16 protein-coding genes are annotated in these 15,721 nt (G+C 68.6%); 3 read left to right on the top strand and 13 right to left on the bottom strand.

Annotated elements, in window-relative coordinates; genetic code table 11:
• Nucleotides 1–237: 237 nt before the first annotated feature.
• The 6 genes from PKA16_RS10225 to PKA16_RS10200 all read right to left on the bottom strand — a co-directional run bounded on the left by PKA16_RS10225 (nt 238) and on the right by PKA16_RS10200 (nt 6,206).
• Entirely contained in the window at nt 238–1,419 is a 1,182-nt protein-coding gene (locus PKA16_RS10225) for an acetyl-CoA C-acyltransferase (protein ID WP_324402926.1), read from the bottom strand.
• Nucleotides 1,420–1,517: 98 nt separating this feature from the next.
• Nucleotides 1,518–3,422: a bifunctional isocitrate dehydrogenase kinase/phosphatase gene (aceK, locus tag PKA16_RS10220; protein WP_324402924.1), complete on the bottom strand. Its 1,905-nt coding sequence runs from the start codon at nt 3,420–3,422 to the stop codon at nt 1,518–1,520.
• A gap of 11 nt (nt 3,423–3,433) precedes the next feature.
• The gene (gene can, locus PKA16_RS10215; RefSeq protein ID WP_324402922.1) at nt 3,434–4,102 is read right to left on the bottom strand and encodes a carbonate dehydratase; all 669 of its coding nucleotides are present in this window, start codon (nt 4,100–4,102) and stop codon (nt 3,434–3,436) included.
• Nucleotides 4,103–4,133: 31 nt separating this feature from the next.
• Nucleotides 4,134–5,309, bottom strand: a complete 1,176-nt coding sequence (locus tag PKA16_RS10210) for an isovaleryl-CoA dehydrogenase (protein WP_324402920.1) — start codon at nt 5,307–5,309, stop codon at nt 4,134–4,136.
• 25 nt (nt 5,310–5,334) lie between these two features.
• The gene (locus PKA16_RS10205) at nt 5,335–5,787 is read right to left on the bottom strand and encodes a PaaI family thioesterase (RefSeq protein ID WP_324402918.1); all 453 of its coding nucleotides are present in this window, start codon (nt 5,785–5,787) and stop codon (nt 5,335–5,337) included.
• On the bottom strand, nt 5,784–6,206 hold the full coding sequence (locus PKA16_RS10200) for a MerR family DNA-binding transcriptional regulator (protein WP_324402916.1): 423 nt from the start codon (nt 6,204–6,206) through the stop codon (nt 5,784–5,786). The genes PKA16_RS10205 and PKA16_RS10200 overlap by 4 nt, the downstream gene beginning before the upstream one ends.
• A gap of 127 nt (nt 6,207–6,333) precedes the next feature.
• On the opposite strand from PKA16_RS10200, the gene PKA16_RS10195 reads away from it, so the two are divergent.
• The 3 genes from PKA16_RS10195 (at nt 6,334) to PKA16_RS10185 (ending at nt 9,122) form a co-directional block, all read left to right on the top strand.
• On the top strand, nt 6,334–7,413 hold the full coding sequence (locus tag PKA16_RS10195) for an MBL fold metallo-hydrolase (protein WP_324402914.1): 1,080 nt from the start codon (nt 6,334–6,336) through the stop codon (nt 7,411–7,413).
• Nucleotides 7,414–7,590: 177 nt separating this feature from the next.
• Nucleotides 7,591–8,361, top strand: a complete 771-nt coding sequence (locus tag PKA16_RS10190; RefSeq protein ID WP_324402980.1) for an SDR family oxidoreductase — start codon at nt 7,591–7,593, stop codon at nt 8,359–8,361.
• 86 nt (nt 8,362–8,447) lie between these two features.
• Complete coding sequence (locus PKA16_RS10185; RefSeq protein WP_324402913.1) at nt 8,448–9,122, top strand: MT-A70 family methyltransferase; 675 nt, start codon at nt 8,448–8,450, stop codon at nt 9,120–9,122.
• Between the two features lie 12 nt (nt 9,123–9,134).
• On the opposite strand, the gene PKA16_RS10180 is transcribed toward PKA16_RS10185, so the two are convergent.
• The 7 genes from PKA16_RS10180 to glyQ form a co-directional block, all read right to left on the bottom strand.
• A complete protein-coding gene (locus tag PKA16_RS10180; RefSeq protein ID WP_324402911.1) occupies nt 9,135–9,959 on the bottom strand; it encodes a BglII/BstYI family type II restriction endonuclease in 825 nt (274 codons plus the stop codon).
• A 22-nt stretch (nt 9,960–9,981) separates the two neighbouring features.
• Nucleotides 9,982–10,839: a SprT family zinc-dependent metalloprotease gene (locus PKA16_RS10175; RefSeq protein ID WP_324402909.1), complete on the bottom strand. Its 858-nt coding sequence runs from the start codon at nt 10,837–10,839 to the stop codon at nt 9,982–9,984.
• A gap of 17 nt (nt 10,840–10,856) precedes the next feature.
• Nucleotides 10,857–11,630 carry a lysophospholipid acyltransferase family protein gene (locus PKA16_RS10170; RefSeq protein ID WP_324402907.1) on the bottom strand — a complete coding sequence of 258 codons (774 nt, stop codon included), beginning with the start codon at nt 11,628–11,630 and terminating at the stop codon, nt 10,857–10,859.
• On the bottom strand, nt 11,627–12,232 hold the full coding sequence (gene gmhB, locus PKA16_RS10165) for a D-glycero-beta-D-manno-heptose 1,7-bisphosphate 7-phosphatase (RefSeq protein ID WP_324402905.1): 606 nt from the start codon (nt 12,230–12,232) through the stop codon (nt 11,627–11,629). Before gmhB ends, PKA16_RS10170 begins: the two co-directional genes overlap by 4 nt.
• Nucleotides 12,233–12,317: 85 nt before the next feature.
• A complete protein-coding gene (locus tag PKA16_RS10160; RefSeq protein WP_324402903.1) occupies nt 12,318–12,464 on the bottom strand; it encodes a hypothetical protein in 147 nt (48 codons plus the stop codon).
• Nucleotides 12,465–12,773: 309 nt separating this feature from the next.
• Nucleotides 12,774–14,909 (bottom strand): glycine--tRNA ligase subunit beta, encoded by a 2,136-nt coding sequence (gene glyS / locus PKA16_RS10155; RefSeq protein ID WP_324402902.1) that lies wholly within the window; start codon nt 14,907–14,909, stop codon nt 12,774–12,776.
• A gap of 6 nt (nt 14,910–14,915) precedes the next feature.
• A partial coding sequence (glyQ, locus tag PKA16_RS10150) for a glycine--tRNA ligase subunit alpha (RefSeq protein WP_324402900.1) occupies nt 14,916–15,721 on the bottom strand: 806 nt, incomplete at its 5' end.

Here is a 15,721-nt window from a genome sequence, read left to right as displayed (position 1 = left end):
CCAACATCCATGCGCAGAGGACGCAGAGCTTGCGCAGAGGGCGCAGAAGGAACCACGGGCGTATGTGTTGCAGGCACGCACTTGCGAGCGTGAGCGGTAGTGCGGGTCGGTGCATGCGTGATGAAGATCGGATTTGCCATGGGCGCGCAGCCCATTCAATTTGAATTCTTCGCGTCCTCTGCGAATCCTCGGCGTCCTTTGCGTACGGATGTCTGTCTGCTCCGTTCCCGCCAGTCCTCAGACCAGTTCCACCGTCACCGCCGTGGCCTCGCCGCCGCCGATGCACAGCGTCGCCAGGCCCTTCTTCAGGCCGCGCGCCTTGAGCGCGTACAGCAGGGTGACGATGATGCGTGCGCCGCTGCAGCCGATGGGATGGCCGAGCGCACAGGCACCGCCGTTGACGTTGACTTTCTCGTGCGGAACCTTCAGTTCGTGCATCAGCGCCATCGGCACCACGGCGAAGGCTTCGTTGATCTCCCACAGATCCACGTCGCCCACCTGCCAGCCGGCCTTCTGCAGCGCCTTCTCGCTCGCGCCCACCGGAGCGGTGGTGAACCAGCCGGGTTCCTGCGCATGCACGGCGTGGCTCACGATGCGCGCCAGGGGCTGGCAGCCGAGCTTCTGTGCGGTACTCTGGCGCATCAGCACCAGCGCGGCGGCGCCGTCGTTGATGCTGGAACTGCTGGCCGCCGTCACCGTGCCATCCTTCTTGAACGCCGGCTTGAGCGTCGGAATCTTGTCGAGCTTGATCTTGCCGGGCCCTTCGTCGGTATCGACCACGCGCTCGCCCTTGCGGTCCTTCACGGTGACCGGGACGATCTCGGCCTTGAACGCGCCGCTCGCGATGGCCGCCTGTGCGCGCTGCACGCTGGCCGTGGCGAAGGCGTCCTGCTGTTCGCGCGTGAAATGGTACTTGGCCGCGCAGTCCTCGCCGAAGGTGCCCATGCTGCGGCCGGCCTCGTAGGCGTCCTCCAGGCCGTCGAGCATCATGTGGTCGTACACCTTGTCGTGGCCCATGCGGTAGCCGCCGCGACCCTTGAGCAGCAGGTAGGGCGCGTTGGTCATGCTTTCCATGCCGCCGGTGACCATCACGTCGGCGCTGCCGGCCACCAGCATGTCGTGCGCGAACATGGTGGCACGCATGCCCGAGCCGCACACCTTGTTCAGCGTGACGGCGCCGGCGCTGCGCGGCAGGCCGGCCTTGTGCGCTGCCTGGCGCGCGGGCGCCTGGCCCTGGCCCGCCGGCAGCACGCTGCCGAACAGCACCTCGTCCACCTGCCCGGGCTGGATGCCGGCGCGCTCGACCGCGGCCTTGATCGCCGCGGCGCCCAGGTCGTGCGCGGCCAGCGGCGAGAAATCACCCTGGAAGCTGCCCATGGGCGTGCGGACGGCGGAAACGATGACGATGGGATCGGACATGGCGTGCTCCTGTAAATGATTCAGCCTCATTGTTGGCCGGTTCTGCGATTCGGGTCGGATGCGGATGGCGATCGTGGTTATTCGGACGGCGATCGTGGTTATTCGGACGGCTGCGCGGCGGACGTGGCGAGCTGTCGGTCCTGTCGGTCAGCCGGCAGATCATGCCGCAGCGCCGCGCGGTCGGGCAATGCGCGCGCGTCGGCCACGCCACCGTTGCGGTCGAAGCGCCGGTGCGCGCCGTAGGGGAAGAAGTCGAGCACCTCCCCGCGCCGGATGCGCGCCTGGTGCTCCTGCCAGAACTCGGGCGTCAGCAGGTCGGCGTGGTGGCGCAGGAAGGCTTCGCGCACGCGTGGGTTGCCGAGCAGGAAGGGAGCGAAGGTCTCCGGAAACACATCGCCCTTCGCCACCGGCCACCAGACCTCGCCCGACAGCTCGTCCTCCTCGCAGCGCGGCGCCGGCACCTTGCGGAAGTTGCAGTCGGTGACGTACTCGATCTCGTCGTAGTCGTAGAACACCACCTTGCCGTGGCGCGTGACGCCGAAGTTCTTGTAGAGCATGTCGCCCGGGAAGATGTTCGCCGCCACCAGGTCCTTGATCGCGTTGCCGTACTCGATCACCGCGTGCTCCAGCCGCGCCTGCGCCGCACCGTCCTCGGGCCCGGCATCGAAGGCTTCCTGCAGGTAGAGGTTGAGCGGGATCATGCGCCGCTCGATGTAGGCGTGGGCGATGATCACTTCGAGCTCGCCGTCGCCGTCGCGGTCCGAGACCTCGAGCTGGCTCGCCGCTTCCTGCTCGATCTCGGCGATCAGCGCGTCCTCGAAGCGCGCGCGCGGAAAGGCGAGCATGGAGAATTCCATGGTGTCGGCCATGCGTCCCACGCGGTCGTGGTGCTTGACCAGATGGTACTTGCGGCGCACCTGCTCGCGCGTGGTTTCCTTCTGCGGCGGAAAGCGGTCCTTGATGAGCTTGAACACGTAGGGAAAGCTCGGCAGGTCGAACACCAGCATCACCATGCCCCGGATGCCGGGCGCAATGCGGAACTTGTCCGTCGAATGGCGCAGGTGCCACAGCAGGTCGCGGTAGAAGAGGTTCTTGCCCTGCTTGGCCAGGCCGAGTGCGTTGTAGAGTTCGGCGCGCGGCTTTCTCGGCATCAGCGAGCGCAAAAACTGCACGTAGGCGGACGGGATTTCCATGTCCACCATGAAGTAGGCGCGCGAGAAGGAGAACAGGATCAGCAGGTCGTCCTCGCCGAACAGGGCGGCGTCCACGTACACGGTGCCGGGTTCGCGGTGCAGGATCGGCAGCGCGAACGGCAGCTCCTCGTAGCCGTTGATGATCTTGCCGACCAGGTAGGCGCCCTTGTTGCGGTAGAACAGGCTGGCCAGCACCTGGATCTGGAAGTTGGCGCGTGCGCGCCCCGCGCCGAGCTCGCGCCACATGGCCCGTGCCACGCGCCGCGCGTCGCGCGCCAGGTCTTCCCAGCGGCAGCGCAGCTCGAACGAGCGGATCACCGCGGCCACCGTGTCCTCCAGCCGCTCCAGCGTGGGGTAGAAGCTGCGAAACGTGGGCGCGGCGCGCGGGTCCTCGGTCTCCATGTACTCGGTGCTGATGGCCGGGCGCACGAAGATGAAGTCGTTCTGGAAGTAGGTGCGGTGCAGGATCTTGGTCGTCACCGAGTTGAAGAAGGTTTCGGCCAGCTCGGGCTGCGGGTGCGTCACCAGCAGGCCGATGTAGAGCAGCTTGGCCTGGTGCCAGACCGCCATCGGTTGCGCGCCGGCGTGGAACTCGCGCTCCAGGCGCTTCTGGCACTCGCGCACGCGCAGGTCGTAGAACTCGATGCGCTCGCGCTGGGCGCGCTGCTGGCCGTGCCAGTCGCAGGTCTCGAAGCGGTGCCTGGCGCGTGCCGATTCGGTGCGGAACAGCCGGTAGTGCCGGTTGAAGCCGTCGATCATGGCCTGCGCCAGGGCCTGCGCCAGGGCGGCCTGCTCGGACGTCAGCGCCATCGCCGCGGGCCCTACTGGCTGGCGCCGACCGGCTGGCGCGGATAGCGCTTGATGGCCTCGGTGTAGACCCGCACCACGTGGTCGGCGCGCGTCATCGTCACGCCCAGGTTCTTCACCAGGCCGTCCTTCAGGCCGTAGCACCAGCCGTGCACGGCCAGTTGCTGGCCGCGCGCCCAGGCGTCCTGCACGATGGTCGTCTCGGCCACGTGGCCGACCTGCTCGATCACGTTCATCTCGCACAGCACGTCTTCCTGCTCGTGCGTGCACAGGTGCATCCAGCGGCCGCGATGCCGCTGCTTGACGTCGTGCACGTGGCGCAGCCAGTTGTCGCCCAGGCCGATGCGCTGCTCGCGCAGCACCGCCAGCACGCCGCCGCAGCCGTAGTGGCCGACCACCAGGATGTGCTTGACCTTGAGCACGTCGACGGCGAACTGGATTACCGACAGCGCGTTCAGGTCCGAGCTGACCACCACGTTGGCGACGTTGCGGTGCACGAACACCTCGCCCGGCGCCAGCCCCACCACCTGGTTGGCCGGCACGCGGCTGTCGGAGCAGCCGATCCACAGATACTCGGGCGACTGCTGCCGGGCCAGGGTCTCGAAGAAGCCCGGGTGCTCGCGCTCGACCTGGGTGGCCCAGGCGCGGTTGTTTTCGATCAGGTGGTCCAGGGATGAGGGCATGGGTCTTCTTCTTTCTGCTTCGAGGGGGTGATCACAGGGTTTCGGAGAACAGCTCGCGGCCGATCAGCATGCGGCGGATCTCGCTGGTGCCGGCGCCGATCTCGTACAGCTTGGCGTCGCGCCACAGGCGCTCGACCGGGAAGTCCTTGGTGTAGCCCACGCCGCCCAGCGCCTGGATCGCCTCGCCGGCCATCCAGGTGGCCTTCTCGGCGCTGTAGAGGATGGCGCCGGCGGCGTCCTTGCGGAAGCTGCGCGCGTGCTCGGCGTGGTCGGCTGCGCGGCCCACGGCATAGACGTAGGCGCGCGTGGCCTGCCAGGTGCTGTACAGGTCGGCCAGCTTGCCCTGCATGAGCTGGAACTCGCCGATCGGCTGGCCGAACTGCCGCCGCTCGTGCACGTAGGGCACCACCGCGTCCATGCAGGCGGCCATGATGCCCAGCGGTCCGCCCGACAGCACCGCGCGCTCGTAGTCCAGGCCGCTCATCAGCACCTTGACGCCGCCCCCCTCGCCGCCCATCACGTTCTCTGCCGGCACCTCGCAGTTGTCGAAGAAGAGCGGATAGGTGTTGGAGCCGCGCATGCCCAGCTTGTCCAGCTTGGTGCCGGCGGAGAAGCCCTTGAAGCCCTTCTCGACGATGAAGGCCGTCATGCCGCGCGCGCCCAGCTCGGGCTCGGTCTTGGCGTAGATCACCAGGGTGTCGGCGTCGCCGCCGTTGGTGATCCACATCTTGCCGCCGTTCAGGACGTAGTAGCCGTCCTTGCGGTCGGCGCGCAGCTTCATGCTGACCACGTCGCTGCCGGCGCCCGGCTCGCTCATCGCCAGCGCGCCGACGTGCTCGCCGCTCACCAGCCTGGGCAGGTATTTCTTCTTCTGCGCCGCGCTGCCGTTGCGGTGGATCTGGTTGACGCACAGGTTGGAGTGGGCGCCGTAGGACAGGCCGACCGAGGCCGAGGCGCGCGAGATCTCCTCCATCGCCACGATGTGGGCCAGGTAGCCCATCTCGGTGCCGCCGTATTCCTCCTGCACGGTCATGCCGTGCACGCCCAAAGCGCCCAGCTTGGCCCACAGGTCGGGCGGGAACAGGTTGTCGCGATCGACCTGCGCCGCGCGCGGGGCGATCTCGGCGGCGGCAAAGTCGCGCACCGCCTCGCGCAGGGCGTCGATGTCCTCGCCGAGGTGGAAGTTCAGGCCGGGCAGGTTGCTCATGGTGAGGCTCCTCGCAGGGTTGAAGTCAGTAATTCTTGGGCACCACGGCCAGCGTCTGCTGCATCACGGCGCAGGGCGTGATCTTGCCGTCGCCGGCCACGTGCAGAACCTCCGCCTGGGTCACGATCAGGCGCTTGCCCGATTTGATCACGCGACCGATGGCGCGCAAGGCGCCGCCGCGCTGGCCGGCCAGGAAGTTGATCTTGTATTCGGCGGTCGCCACCTCCATGCCCTCGGGCGCGGTGGTCAGGCCCGCATACCCGGCAGCGATGTCGGCCAGCGCACCCATGGCCCCGCCGTGAAAGCCGTCCTGCTGCTGCGTCACCTTGTCCGAGTACGGCAGCCACAGTTCGACCTCGCCCGGCGCCACGCGCAGGATGCTGGCCTGCAGGTGGCGCATCATGCCCTGGCGCTCGAAGCTCTCGGCGACGCGCTGGTGCAGGGCGGGGTGCTCGATCGGGGCGGCTGGTGGCTTCATGGCGTGGTTTCGTGCATGGGTGCCGTCGCGCCGGCCTTGACTCGGGCCAGCAGGGCACGCGCATCCTTCTCGTGCTGCTTCACCTCGTCCAGCGTGGCCTGCAGCTCGGCCAGTTGTTCTTCGAGCTGGGCGCGGTGCTGGCCCAGCACCAGCAGGAAGCGCTCGAGCTGGGGTCGCGTGTCGCGCGGACTGTCGTACATGTCGATCAGTTCGCGCGCTTCGGTCAGCGACAGGCCCAGGCGCTTGGCGCGCAAGGTGAGCTTGAGGCGCGTGCGGTCGCGGCTGGAGTAGACGCGCTGGCGCCCGCCGGGCCCGCTGCGCGTGGGCTGCAGCAGGCCCATGTCCTCGTAGAAGCGCATGGCGCGCGGTGTCAGGTCGAACTCGCGCGCCAGATCGCCGATGCTGTAGGTGACGGACATGGCCGGGTGTAGGGGTGGCTGTCGCGCGCGTGCTGGGCGCGTCGGTGGGCTCTCTCTAAAATGCTGCTTCAGGTTGACGTTTACGTCAACTGCGCCGCCATCCTACTCCACCTGCTCCGCCCGCCCCATGTCGCTTGCCGCCGAACTCGAACGTGCCCTCCACTACCCGCTGGCGGACCAGCTCCCTGATTCGGGCCGGGCCATCGAGCTGGCCCCTGGCGTCAAATGGCTGCGCATGGCACTGCCGTTCGCACTCGACCACATCAACCTGTGGCTGCTGCGCGACCGCTTCCAGGGGCGCGAGGGCTGGACTGTCGTGGACTGCTGCATCGACCGTCCCGAATCGCGTGCGCTGTGGCAGCAGGTGGCCGAACATGAGCTGGAGGGCCTGCCGGTCCTGCGCGTCGTCGTGACTCACATGCATCCCGACCACATCGGCCTGGCGCACTGGCTGTGCGAGCGCTGGAGCACGCCCGAGCACGAGTGCCGGCTGTGGATCAGCGCCACCGACTACAGCACGGCGCGCTACGCCTGCGAGGTGGTCAACAGCTTCGGCGGCGAGCGCCTGGCCGAGTACTTCCGCAGCCACGGGATGGTGGACGAGGGCGACCTGGAGCAGATCCGCAAGCGCAAGAGCTACTATCGCGGCCTGGTGCCCGCCGTGCCGCCGACCTACGCCCGCCTGCGGGACGGCCAGCAACTCGTCATCGGCGGCCATGCCTGGCGCTGCGTCGCCGGCTACGGGCATGCGCCCGAGCACATGGCGCTGCACTGCGAGGCGCTGGGCATCCTGATCAGTGGCGACATGGTGCTGCCGCGCATCTCGACCAACGTCAGCGTCTACGAGATGGAACCCGAGGCCGATCCGCTCACCCTGTTCCTCGACTCCATCGATCGCTTCCGGCCGCTGCCCGCGGACACCCTGGTGCTGCCCTCGCACGGCAAGCCGTTCACCGGCCTGCACACGCGCATCCAGCAGTTGCACGACCACCACCGGGAGCGCCTGGCCGAGGTGCTGCAGGCCGCGCGCGAGCGGCCCGTCAGCGCCTACGACATGCTGCCGGTGCTGTTCAAGCGCCCGCTCGACCTGCACCAGACCACCTTCGCGCTGGGCGAGTCGGTGGCGCACCTGCACCGGCTGTGGCATGGCGGACAGTTGCGGCGCGAGCGGGATGCGCAGGGCATCTGGCGGTTTGCGCCGGTGTGATGGGGCGCTCCAGAGACCGGACCTCCATACGCGGAGGACGCGAAGGATTCGCAGAGGACGCAGCAGCAACCTGAAGTCCTCTTTTGCGTCCCCTGCGCGATCTCTGTGCATGGGCGTCCGGTTTTTCGTCTCATCCCACGCCCGCCCTCACCCACTCATCCAGGAGAAATGAACATGATGAACATCGACCGGCTTTTCTCGCTGCAGGGCCGCAGCGCCCTGGTCACCGGCGGCTCGCGCGGCATCGGGCGCATGATCGCCGAGGGCTTCCTCGCCGCCGGCGCGCGCGTCTACATCTCGGCGCGCAAGGCCGAGGCCTGCGACGCCGCGGCGCGCGAGCTGTCGGCCCTCGGGCCCTGCGTGTCGCTGCCGGCCGACGTGTCGACGCTGGACGGCATCCGCGCTCTGGTGGCGGCCTACCGGCAGCATGAGCAAGGCCTGGACATCCTGGTGAACAACGCCGGCGCCGCCTGGGGCGCGCCCTATGCCGAGTTCCCGGAAAGCGGCTGGGACAAGGTGGCTGACCTCAACATGAAGACCCCGTTCTTCCTGACGCAGGCGCTCACGCCGATGCTCAAGGCCGCCGCCACCGATCACCTGGCCAAGGTGATCCACATCGCCTCCATCGACGGCATCAGCGTCAACCCCTGGGAAACCTATTCCTACGCCGCCAGCAAGGCCGGCTTGATCCACCTGACCAAGCGCATGGCGCTCAAGCTCGCGCCCGAGCGCATCATCGTGAGCGCCATCGCCCCCGGTCCCTTCGCCTCCGAGATGAACAAGACCGCGCGCGACCACGCCGACGAGGTGGCCGCCCACACCCCGGCCGGACGCATCGGCACGCCCGAGGACATGGTGGGAGCCGCCATCTACCTGGCCTCGCGCGCCGGCGACTACGTGGTCGGATCGACCCTGGTGGTGGATGGCGGCGTGGCCTGGGCGCGGTGAGCACAAAAGACTGTATGCGGATCCAGTTTTTGTGTATGATGGATTTTCGTTCATCGGCACAGTTCGACCATCATTGACAGCCCAACATGCAGGCCAGCCACTCCAACGATGCCCCGGCATCCAGCGATCTGCTTGAGTTCGTGGCGGACCGCCGCTTCAAGACCATCCTGGCGGATCCGCCGTGGCAGTTTCAGAACCGCACTGGCAAGGTGGCGCCCGAACACAAGCGACTGACGCGCTACGGCACCATGACGCTGGACGAAATTCAGGGGCTGCCGGTCGAGACGGCAGCGGCAGACACGGCGCATTTGTATCTCTGGGTGCCCAACGCCCTGCTACCTGAAGGGTTGGCCGTGATGCAGGCCTGGGGTTTCCGGTACAAGTCCAATATCGTGTGGCAGAAAATCCGCAAGGACGGCGGTCCCGATGGACGTGGCGTGGGTTTCTACTTTCGCAACGTTACCGAATTGCTGCTGTTCGGCGTGCGCGGCAAGAACGCGCGCACCCTGCAGCCCGGCCGCACCCAGGTGAACATCCTGAGCACGCGCAAGCGCGAGCATTCACGCAAGCCCGACGAGCAATACGCGCTGATCGAAGGCTGCAGCCCGGGGCCCTACCTGGAGCTGTTTGCGCGCGGCGAACGAGCCGGCTGGGCGATCTGGGGCAATCAGGCGAACGAGGACTACACGCCGACCTGGCCCACCTATGCACACCATTCGCGCCGCCAGCAGAGCGAGCGACAACTGTTGCTGACGGACTGATCGGATTCGGGATCAGCTGGAGCCTGGATCGGACGGCTCATCGTCCTCCATCGCATCGACCGACGCGCGATCGAAGTGGATGATGGAGGCCGGCAGGCCGATCAGCAGCAGCGGGCAAGGGTTGCCCACCCCGCGCTGCACTCGCGCCATCAGCTTGTCCCAGTGCGTGGTAGCCTGTCCGTACTTGTTGCCGACGAAGTTGTCGGTCCACGCGTCGGCAAACTGCAATGGATTTACCGAGCGCGTCACGCGCCGATTGATTGCGGCCTTTTGCTTGGGTGTCGGGACGTAGCCGTTGGCTGCCAGGTCCTCGAAACCGCCGATCGACCGCTCATCGGCAAACCGCCGTACCGCCGCGTGCAATTCGTTCTGCAGCGTTGCGCCGCGTGTGATCAGGATGCCCACGCTGATGGCTCCCTCGGCATGCAGGCGTTTGAAGTTTTCCAGGTCACGATCAAAGAATGGATCCTTGTTGTTCCATTCGATTTCCAGCGCCACCACGCCACGGTCGGTGCGTCGGACGTGATCGACCTCGTGGGATGCGGATTCCTTCGGGATGCCATCGACCGTCTTGGCGATGACAAAGGTGTGCTTGGGCCACCCGAGTGCCGAGAGCGCGCGGCGCAGGCGCTGAGTGAAGCGGGTTTCGCCGCCGCCGCTGCCGATGATTTCTGTGATGGGCAGTGTCAGGGAGGACAGCGTGGACTCCAGTTCCGCGATGACTTCCGGGAACTCGCCACAGAGGATCGCTTCGCCATGCGATACGAACAGGATGTCGTAGCCGCGCTTGCGCAGGGCCTGCAATGAAGGCGCGGGATGTTGTCGACGTTGGTTCATGGTCTGGCTGGATGGGGGTCTTCTACCAGGCCGGCGCCAGCGCCTCGCGCAGCGCGCCGCGCCGCTCGCCGTAGTCGGGCAGCACGCTTTCGACATGCTGCCAGAAGCGCGCGCTGTGGTTCATCTCGCGCAGGTGGGCCAGCTCGTGCACGACCACGTAGTCGATCAGCGCCGGGCTGAAGTGGATCAGGCGCCAGTTCAGGCGGATCGAGCCGTCGGCGCTCGCCGAGCCCCAGCGCGTGCGCGCGGAGGACAGCGTCAGGCGATGCCAGCGCACGTCGAGTCGGGGCGCGAAGAGGTCCAGCCGGGCGCTGAAGTGGCGCCGCGCCTGGCCCAGCAGCCAGGCCTGGGTGGTGTCGCGCAACTGCTCCGGCGTCGCGCCGCGCGGCAGGCCGATCCAGAGCGTGGCCGGCGTGCCGCTGCCGACGGCCAGCACCGCGCCGGCGCGGCCGTGCCGTTGCCGGGGGTCGAGCTGCAGGCGCAGCGGCTGGCCCAGGTAGGGCAGGGTCGCGCCGTCGTGCCAGTCGATGCGCGCCGCCGCCAGGGCGCGCTGGCGCTCGTGGCTGGTGGCCAGCTTGTCCAGGATCCAGCGCGTGCGCGCGTGCAATGCGGCCTCGATTTCGGCGATCGACGTCCAGCGCGGCGCCTGCACGCGCAGGCCATCGACGTCGATGGCCAGGCCGATGGTGCGGCGGCGGCCGCGCAGCAGCGCATAGCTGATGCGGGCCTGGCCGAGCCGGATCTCGCGGTTCGCCCGCGGATGCGCGAACGTCACCGACGCCAGGGGTGCCGCGTGGGCCGGTTCGCCCGGCGTTGCCGGCTCGCGGGGGTCGGACGCCGCGGTGCCGAAGCTGAACAGGTCGAACTGCAGGGCTTGCATGGCTGGGCGTTGTCGGCTCAGGCGCTGGGACGCACCGCCGAGCGCACGGCCTGGCCGCTGGGATAGGCCTCGGGATCGAGTCGCAGCATCTCGGCCTCGATCCAGGCCTCGACCTCGCGCATCAGCTCGTGCGGCTTGCGCCCGGTGCTGGCGATCGGCACGCCGATCGAGATGTCGACCACCCCCGGGCGCTTGACCCAGGCCTTGCGCGGCCAGCAGCGCGCCGAGGTCAGGGCGATCGGGATCACCGGCACGCCGCATTCGATCGCCAGGCGCGCGCCACTGGACTGGTAGGTGCCCTTTTCGCCGCGCGGGATGCGCGTGCCCTCGGGGAACATGATGACCCACACACCCCGGCCGAGCAGGCGTCGGCCCTGTTCGACCACCTTGTGGAACGCTTCGATGCGCTGGCCGCGGTCGATGTGGATCATGTCCAGCCGCCCGATGGCCCAGCCGAAGAAGGGGATCGACAGCAGCTCCTTCTTGAACACGTAGGCCAGCGGGTGCGGCATGATGGTCGGCAGCGCGAAGGTCTCCCAGGCCGACTGGTGCTTGGCCAGCAGCACGGCGCCGGCGTGGGGGGCCCGCGGCAGGTTCTCGAGGCCCTGCACGCGCATCTGGATGCCGAGGATCCAGCGCCCGCCGGCGGTCGCAGTGGCCAGCCAGCCGACGCAGATGCGGTAGAGGCGGTCCTTGCCGACGAACGGCGCGACCAGCACCACGAAGCTGGCCCAGGGGATCACGGTGAGCGCCATCCACAACAGGTGCAGCGCGGAGCGGATCGGATTCATGCGGGGCGTCCGCTCATGGCCGGCGGCGCTTCCTGGGCTTCGCGCGCGGCAGCTTCCTGCTCGGCGATGAAGGCATCGGCAAACGCGGCCAGGTCGGCGTGCACGCGCGTGTGCGCCGGGTAGTCCGGTGGCAGTGGGTCGGTCTGTGCGGGCGCGCCGTGGCCCGTGAGCACCAGATGCGGAACGCAGCCCGCCGCCGTGGCAGCCTGCACGTCGGCCAGGCTGTTGCCCACCGCATGCACCTGCGCCAGGTCGATCTTGAAGCGCTCGCCGATCTGGCGGAACAGGCCGGGCAGCGGCTTGCGGCAGTCGCAGGCCTCGTCCGGCGCGTGCGGGCAGAAGAACACCGCCTCGATGCGCCCGCCGGCTGCGGCGAGCTGGCGGTTCATGCGCGCATGGATGGCGTTGAGCGTCGTCATGTCGAACAGGCCGCGCCCCAGGCCCGGAAAATTTGCCGCGATCACGACCTGGAAGCCCGCCTGGTTGAGCTGGGCCACGGCGTCCAGCGCGCCGGGCAGCGCCTCCCAGTCGTCCGGCGACTGCAGGAAGCCTTCGCGCTCCACGCACAGCGTGCCGTCGCGGTCGATAATGACGAGCTTCATGGCGCCATTATCGGGGCGGCATCGGTGGATGCCGAAATGGCCGCGCGGCACCTCGGCCGCGTGCCCGCAGCCCGAGACCGGCGCATCAAGGCTGAGCGCCTTTCCTTCTCGTGGCTGCAAGCTGCTTTGAACCCAAAAACGGCGGTTGACCGCTTGCCTTCTTCACGAGCGCCGCATGAACCTTGACTTCTGCTGCTTCGATCACCTCCACCTGCTGGACGAACGCGTCCAACTGCCGGATTCAGGCTGATGAGTCTCAGCCGCGTCCAGTGGCCGCGGAGCAGGCCATCCCAGTGCACCCGTGGCCGGGGTTTCCCTGGCCACGGGTGCGTCCTCCCTTTCAGGGGAAAGGCGCGCAGCGGCACAGGGGGTGGGCTTAGGGCAACGCTGAACAAGTCCCTCGCGCGCTGCGCATCCCTGCCTGCGGCGGTCTGCGGCGTTGCAAATGCTCGCAATAGCTTCGGCTATTGCTGCGCTTCGCGCCTTGCATCCCATCCCCATGCAGGGTGCGCCGCATCACGGAGACTTATTCAGCGTCGCCTTAGATCACCAGGCGCGCCAGATCGGCCACGCGGTTCATCGCATGGTGCAGCGCGTCCAGCAGGGCCAGGCGGTTGGCGCGCAGCGCGGCCTCGTCGGTGTTCACGAGGACGCCGTCGAAGAAGGCGTCGACTGGCGCGCGCAGCGCCGCCAGGGCTTGCAGGCTGGCACGGTATTCGCCGGCTTCAAAGCGGGCATCGGCGATGGGAACGGTCTCCTGCATCGCATCCCACAGCGCGCGTTCGGCGGCTTCCATGAAGCGGGCCGGATCGACCGTGCCCGTGGCGTCACCGGCCTTCTTCAGGATGTTGCCGATGCGCTTGTTGGCCGCTGCCAGCGCCTCGGCCTCGGGCAGCTGGGCAAAGGCGCGCACGGCGTCCAGGCGCCGCGGCACTTGGGCTAGGCGGCGCGGATGCAGGGCGAGCACGGCGTCGATCTCGTGCGCGCTGAAGTCCTGCTCGCGCAGGTAGCCGGCCAGGCGCTCGGGCAGGAAGCGCTCCCGCAGTTCGTCCTGCACCGGCCGGACGTCAAAGCCGGGCACATCGGCAAAGGTCCGGGCCGCATCCTCGATCAGCGCGGGCAGATCGAGCGGCAGATGCTGTTCGAGCAGCATGCGGATCACGCCCAGCGCGTGCCGGCGCAGCGCGAACGGATCCTTGTCGCCGGTGGGGATCTGGCCGATGCCGAACAGGCCGACCAGGGTTTCCAGCTTGTCCGCCAGCGCCACCACCGTGCCGACGTTGCCGCGCGGCAGGTCGTCTCCGGCAAAGCGCGGCTTGTAGTGGTCTTCGATGGCCAGGGCAATCTCTTCCGCCAGGCCGTCGTGGCGCGCGTAGTAGCCGCCCATGATGCCTTGCAGTTCCGGGAACTCGCCCACCATGTCGGTCAGCAGGTCGGCCTTGGCCAGGCGTGCGGCGGTGTCGGCGGCCTGCGCCAGCGCGGCGCCGCCCAGCCGCTCGCCGATGGCACGCGCGATGGCGCGCACGCGCTCGCTGCGCTCGCCCTGGCTGCCAAGCCTGCCGTGGTAGACCACGTCGGCCAGCTGCGCGACCCGGCTTTCCAGCGTGCGCTTGCGGTCCTGGTCGAAGAAGAACTTGGCGTCCGCCAGGCGTGGGCGCACCACACGCTCGTTGCCGGCGATGACGGCGCTCGGGTCGGCCGGCGTGATGTTGCTGACGACGAGGAACTGGTGGGTCAGGCGCCCCTGCGCGTCCAGCAGGGGGAAGTACTTCTGGTTCGCCTTCATGGTGAGGATCAGGCACTCGGGCGGCACGGCCAGGTACTCGGGCTCGAAGCGGCAGGCCAGCACGTTGGGGCGCTCCACCAGTGCCGTGACTTCGTCCAGCAGGGCCTCGTCCTCGATCGCCACCAGGCCCGAGCCGGCCTGCGCCGCGGCGGCCTTGAGCTGGTCGGCAATGGCGGCGCGCCGTGCCTCGAACGCGGCAATCACCGCACCGCGCGTGCGCAGCAGCTCCACGTACTGGTCGGCGTGCGGGATTTCGATCGGGTCCTGCAGCGCCTCGAAGCGGTGGCCGCGCGTGCGGCGGCCGGCGGCCAGGCCGAGCGCCGTCACCGGCACCACGGCGCTGCCGTGCAGCGCCACCAGGCCGTGCGCCGGGCGCACGAACTGCACGCTGTCCCAGCCCGGCAGCGGCGTGCCGTGATGCAGCTGGTAGGTCATGACCTTCGGGATCGGCAGGTGCGTGAGCGCCTCGTGCAACGCCTGCTGCAGGCCGGTCTCCAGCGTCGCGCCGGGCGTCACGCTGTCGATGAACAGGGCCTCGGTCTTGCCGTCGGGCGCACGCTGCAGCGTGGGCACGGCGGTCGCGTCCAGGCCGAGCGCGCCGAGCTTTTTCAGCAGCGCCGGCGTCGGCTGGCCGCCCGCGTCCAGCCCGACGCTGACCGGCATCAGCTTGCGCCGCACGGCCTGGTCGGCGGCGCGCGCCGCCACCTGCGTCAGGTGCACGCCCAGGCGGCGCGGGCTGGCGTAGGGCGTCACTTGCGTGTCGGCGGGCGCCAGGCCCAGGGCCTTCAGTTGCGCCGCCAGGGTGTCGGCAAAGGCGGTGCCGAGCCGGCGCAGCGCCTTGGGCGGCAGCTCCTCGACCAGCAGTTCGACCAGCAGGTTCTGTGCAGTCATGATGTCTCAGCCGAGTTCCGGCAGCTGCGCCACCCACTCGCGCGGCGCCAGCGGGAAGCCCAGGCGCGCGCGTGAGTCGTGGTAGCTGCGTGCCACCGCGCGCGCCAGGTTGCGGATGCGGCCGATGTAGGCGGCGCGCTCGGTCACCGAGATGGCGCCGCGCGCGTCCAGCAGGTTGAAGGAATGCGCCGCCTTGAGCACCTGCTCGTAGGCCGGCAGGGCGAGCTGCAGTTCGATCAGGTGCAGCGCCTGCTTCTCGTGCGCGTCGAAGGCGGCGAACAGGAAGGTGGTGTCGGCGTGCTCGAAGTTGTAGGCGCTCTGCTCCTGCTCATTCTGCAGGTAGACGTCGCCGTAGAGCAGGCGGCTGCCCGGCTGGCCCGACGTGCCCTCGGTCCAGACCACGTCGTAGACGTTGTCCACGCCCTGCAGGTACATGGCCAGGCGCTCCAGGCCGTAGGTGATCTCGCCGGTGGCGGGGCGGCAATCGATGCCGCCGACCTGCTGGAAGTAGGTGAACTGCGTCACTTCCATGCCGTTGAGCCAGACCTCCCAGCCCAGGCCCCAGGCACCGAGCGTGGGGTTCTCCCAGTCGTCCTCGACGAAGCGGATGTCGTTCTGGCGCAGGTCGAAGCCGAGCGCCTCCATGCTGCCCAGGTAGAGGTCCAGGATGTCGTCGGGTGCCGGCTTGAGGACCACCTGGTATTGGTAGTAGTGCTGCAGGCGGTTCGGGTTCTGGCCGTAGCGGCCGTCCTTGGGGCGGCGGCTGGGCTGCACGTAGGCGGCGCGCCAGGGCTCGGGGCCGATGGCGCGCA

The sequence above is a fragment of the Ottowia sp. genome, assembly GCF_035325765.1.
Lineage (GTDB): Bacteria > Pseudomonadota > Gammaproteobacteria > Burkholderiales > Burkholderiaceae_C > Ottowia.
Note: the sequence above shows the minus strand (reverse complement) of the source record. Positions and strands in the feature narration are given on the sequence as shown.

Excerpts from the sequence above, each read along its gene's own strand:
- PKA16_RS10225 (WP_324402926.1), bottom strand. The coding sequence starts at position 1,419 with ATGTCCGATCCCATCGTCATCGTTTCCGCCGTCCGCACGCCCATGGGC.
- aceK (WP_324402924.1), bottom strand. The coding sequence starts at position 3,422 with ATGGCGCTGACGTCCGAGCAGGCCGCCCTGGCGCAGGCCCTGGCGCAG.
- can (WP_324402922.1), bottom strand. The coding sequence starts at position 4,102 with ATGCCCTCATCCCTGGACCACCTGATCGAAAACAACCGCGCCTGGGCC.
- PKA16_RS10210 (WP_324402920.1), bottom strand. The coding sequence starts at position 5,309 with ATGAGCAACCTGCCCGGCCTGAACTTCCACCTCGGCGAGGACATCGAC.
- PKA16_RS10205 (WP_324402918.1), bottom strand. The coding sequence starts at position 5,787 with ATGAAGCCACCAGCCGCCCCGATCGAGCACCCCGCCCTGCACCAGCGC.
- PKA16_RS10200 (WP_324402916.1), bottom strand. The coding sequence starts at position 6,206 with ATGTCCGTCACCTACAGCATCGGCGATCTGGCGCGCGAGTTCGACCTG.
- PKA16_RS10195 (WP_324402914.1), top strand. The coding sequence starts at position 6,334 with ATGTCGCTTGCCGCCGAACTCGAACGTGCCCTCCACTACCCGCTGGCG.
- PKA16_RS10190 (WP_324402980.1), top strand. The coding sequence starts at position 7,591 with ATGAACATCGACCGGCTTTTCTCGCTGCAGGGCCGCAGCGCCCTGGTC.
- PKA16_RS10185 (WP_324402913.1), top strand. The coding sequence starts at position 8,448 with ATGCAGGCCAGCCACTCCAACGATGCCCCGGCATCCAGCGATCTGCTT.
- PKA16_RS10180 (WP_324402911.1), bottom strand. The coding sequence starts at position 9,959 with ATGAACCAACGTCGACAACATCCCGCGCCTTCATTGCAGGCCCTGCGC.
- PKA16_RS10175 (WP_324402909.1), bottom strand. The coding sequence starts at position 10,839 with ATGCAAGCCCTGCAGTTCGACCTGTTCAGCTTCGGCACCGCGGCGTCC.
- PKA16_RS10170 (WP_324402907.1), bottom strand. The coding sequence starts at position 11,630 with ATGAATCCGATCCGCTCCGCGCTGCACCTGTTGTGGATGGCGCTCACC.
- gmhB (WP_324402905.1), bottom strand. The coding sequence starts at position 12,232 with ATGAAGCTCGTCATTATCGACCGCGACGGCACGCTGTGCGTGGAGCGC.
- glyS (WP_324402902.1), bottom strand. The coding sequence starts at position 14,909 with ATGACTGCACAGAACCTGCTGGTCGAACTGCTGGTCGAGGAGCTGCCG.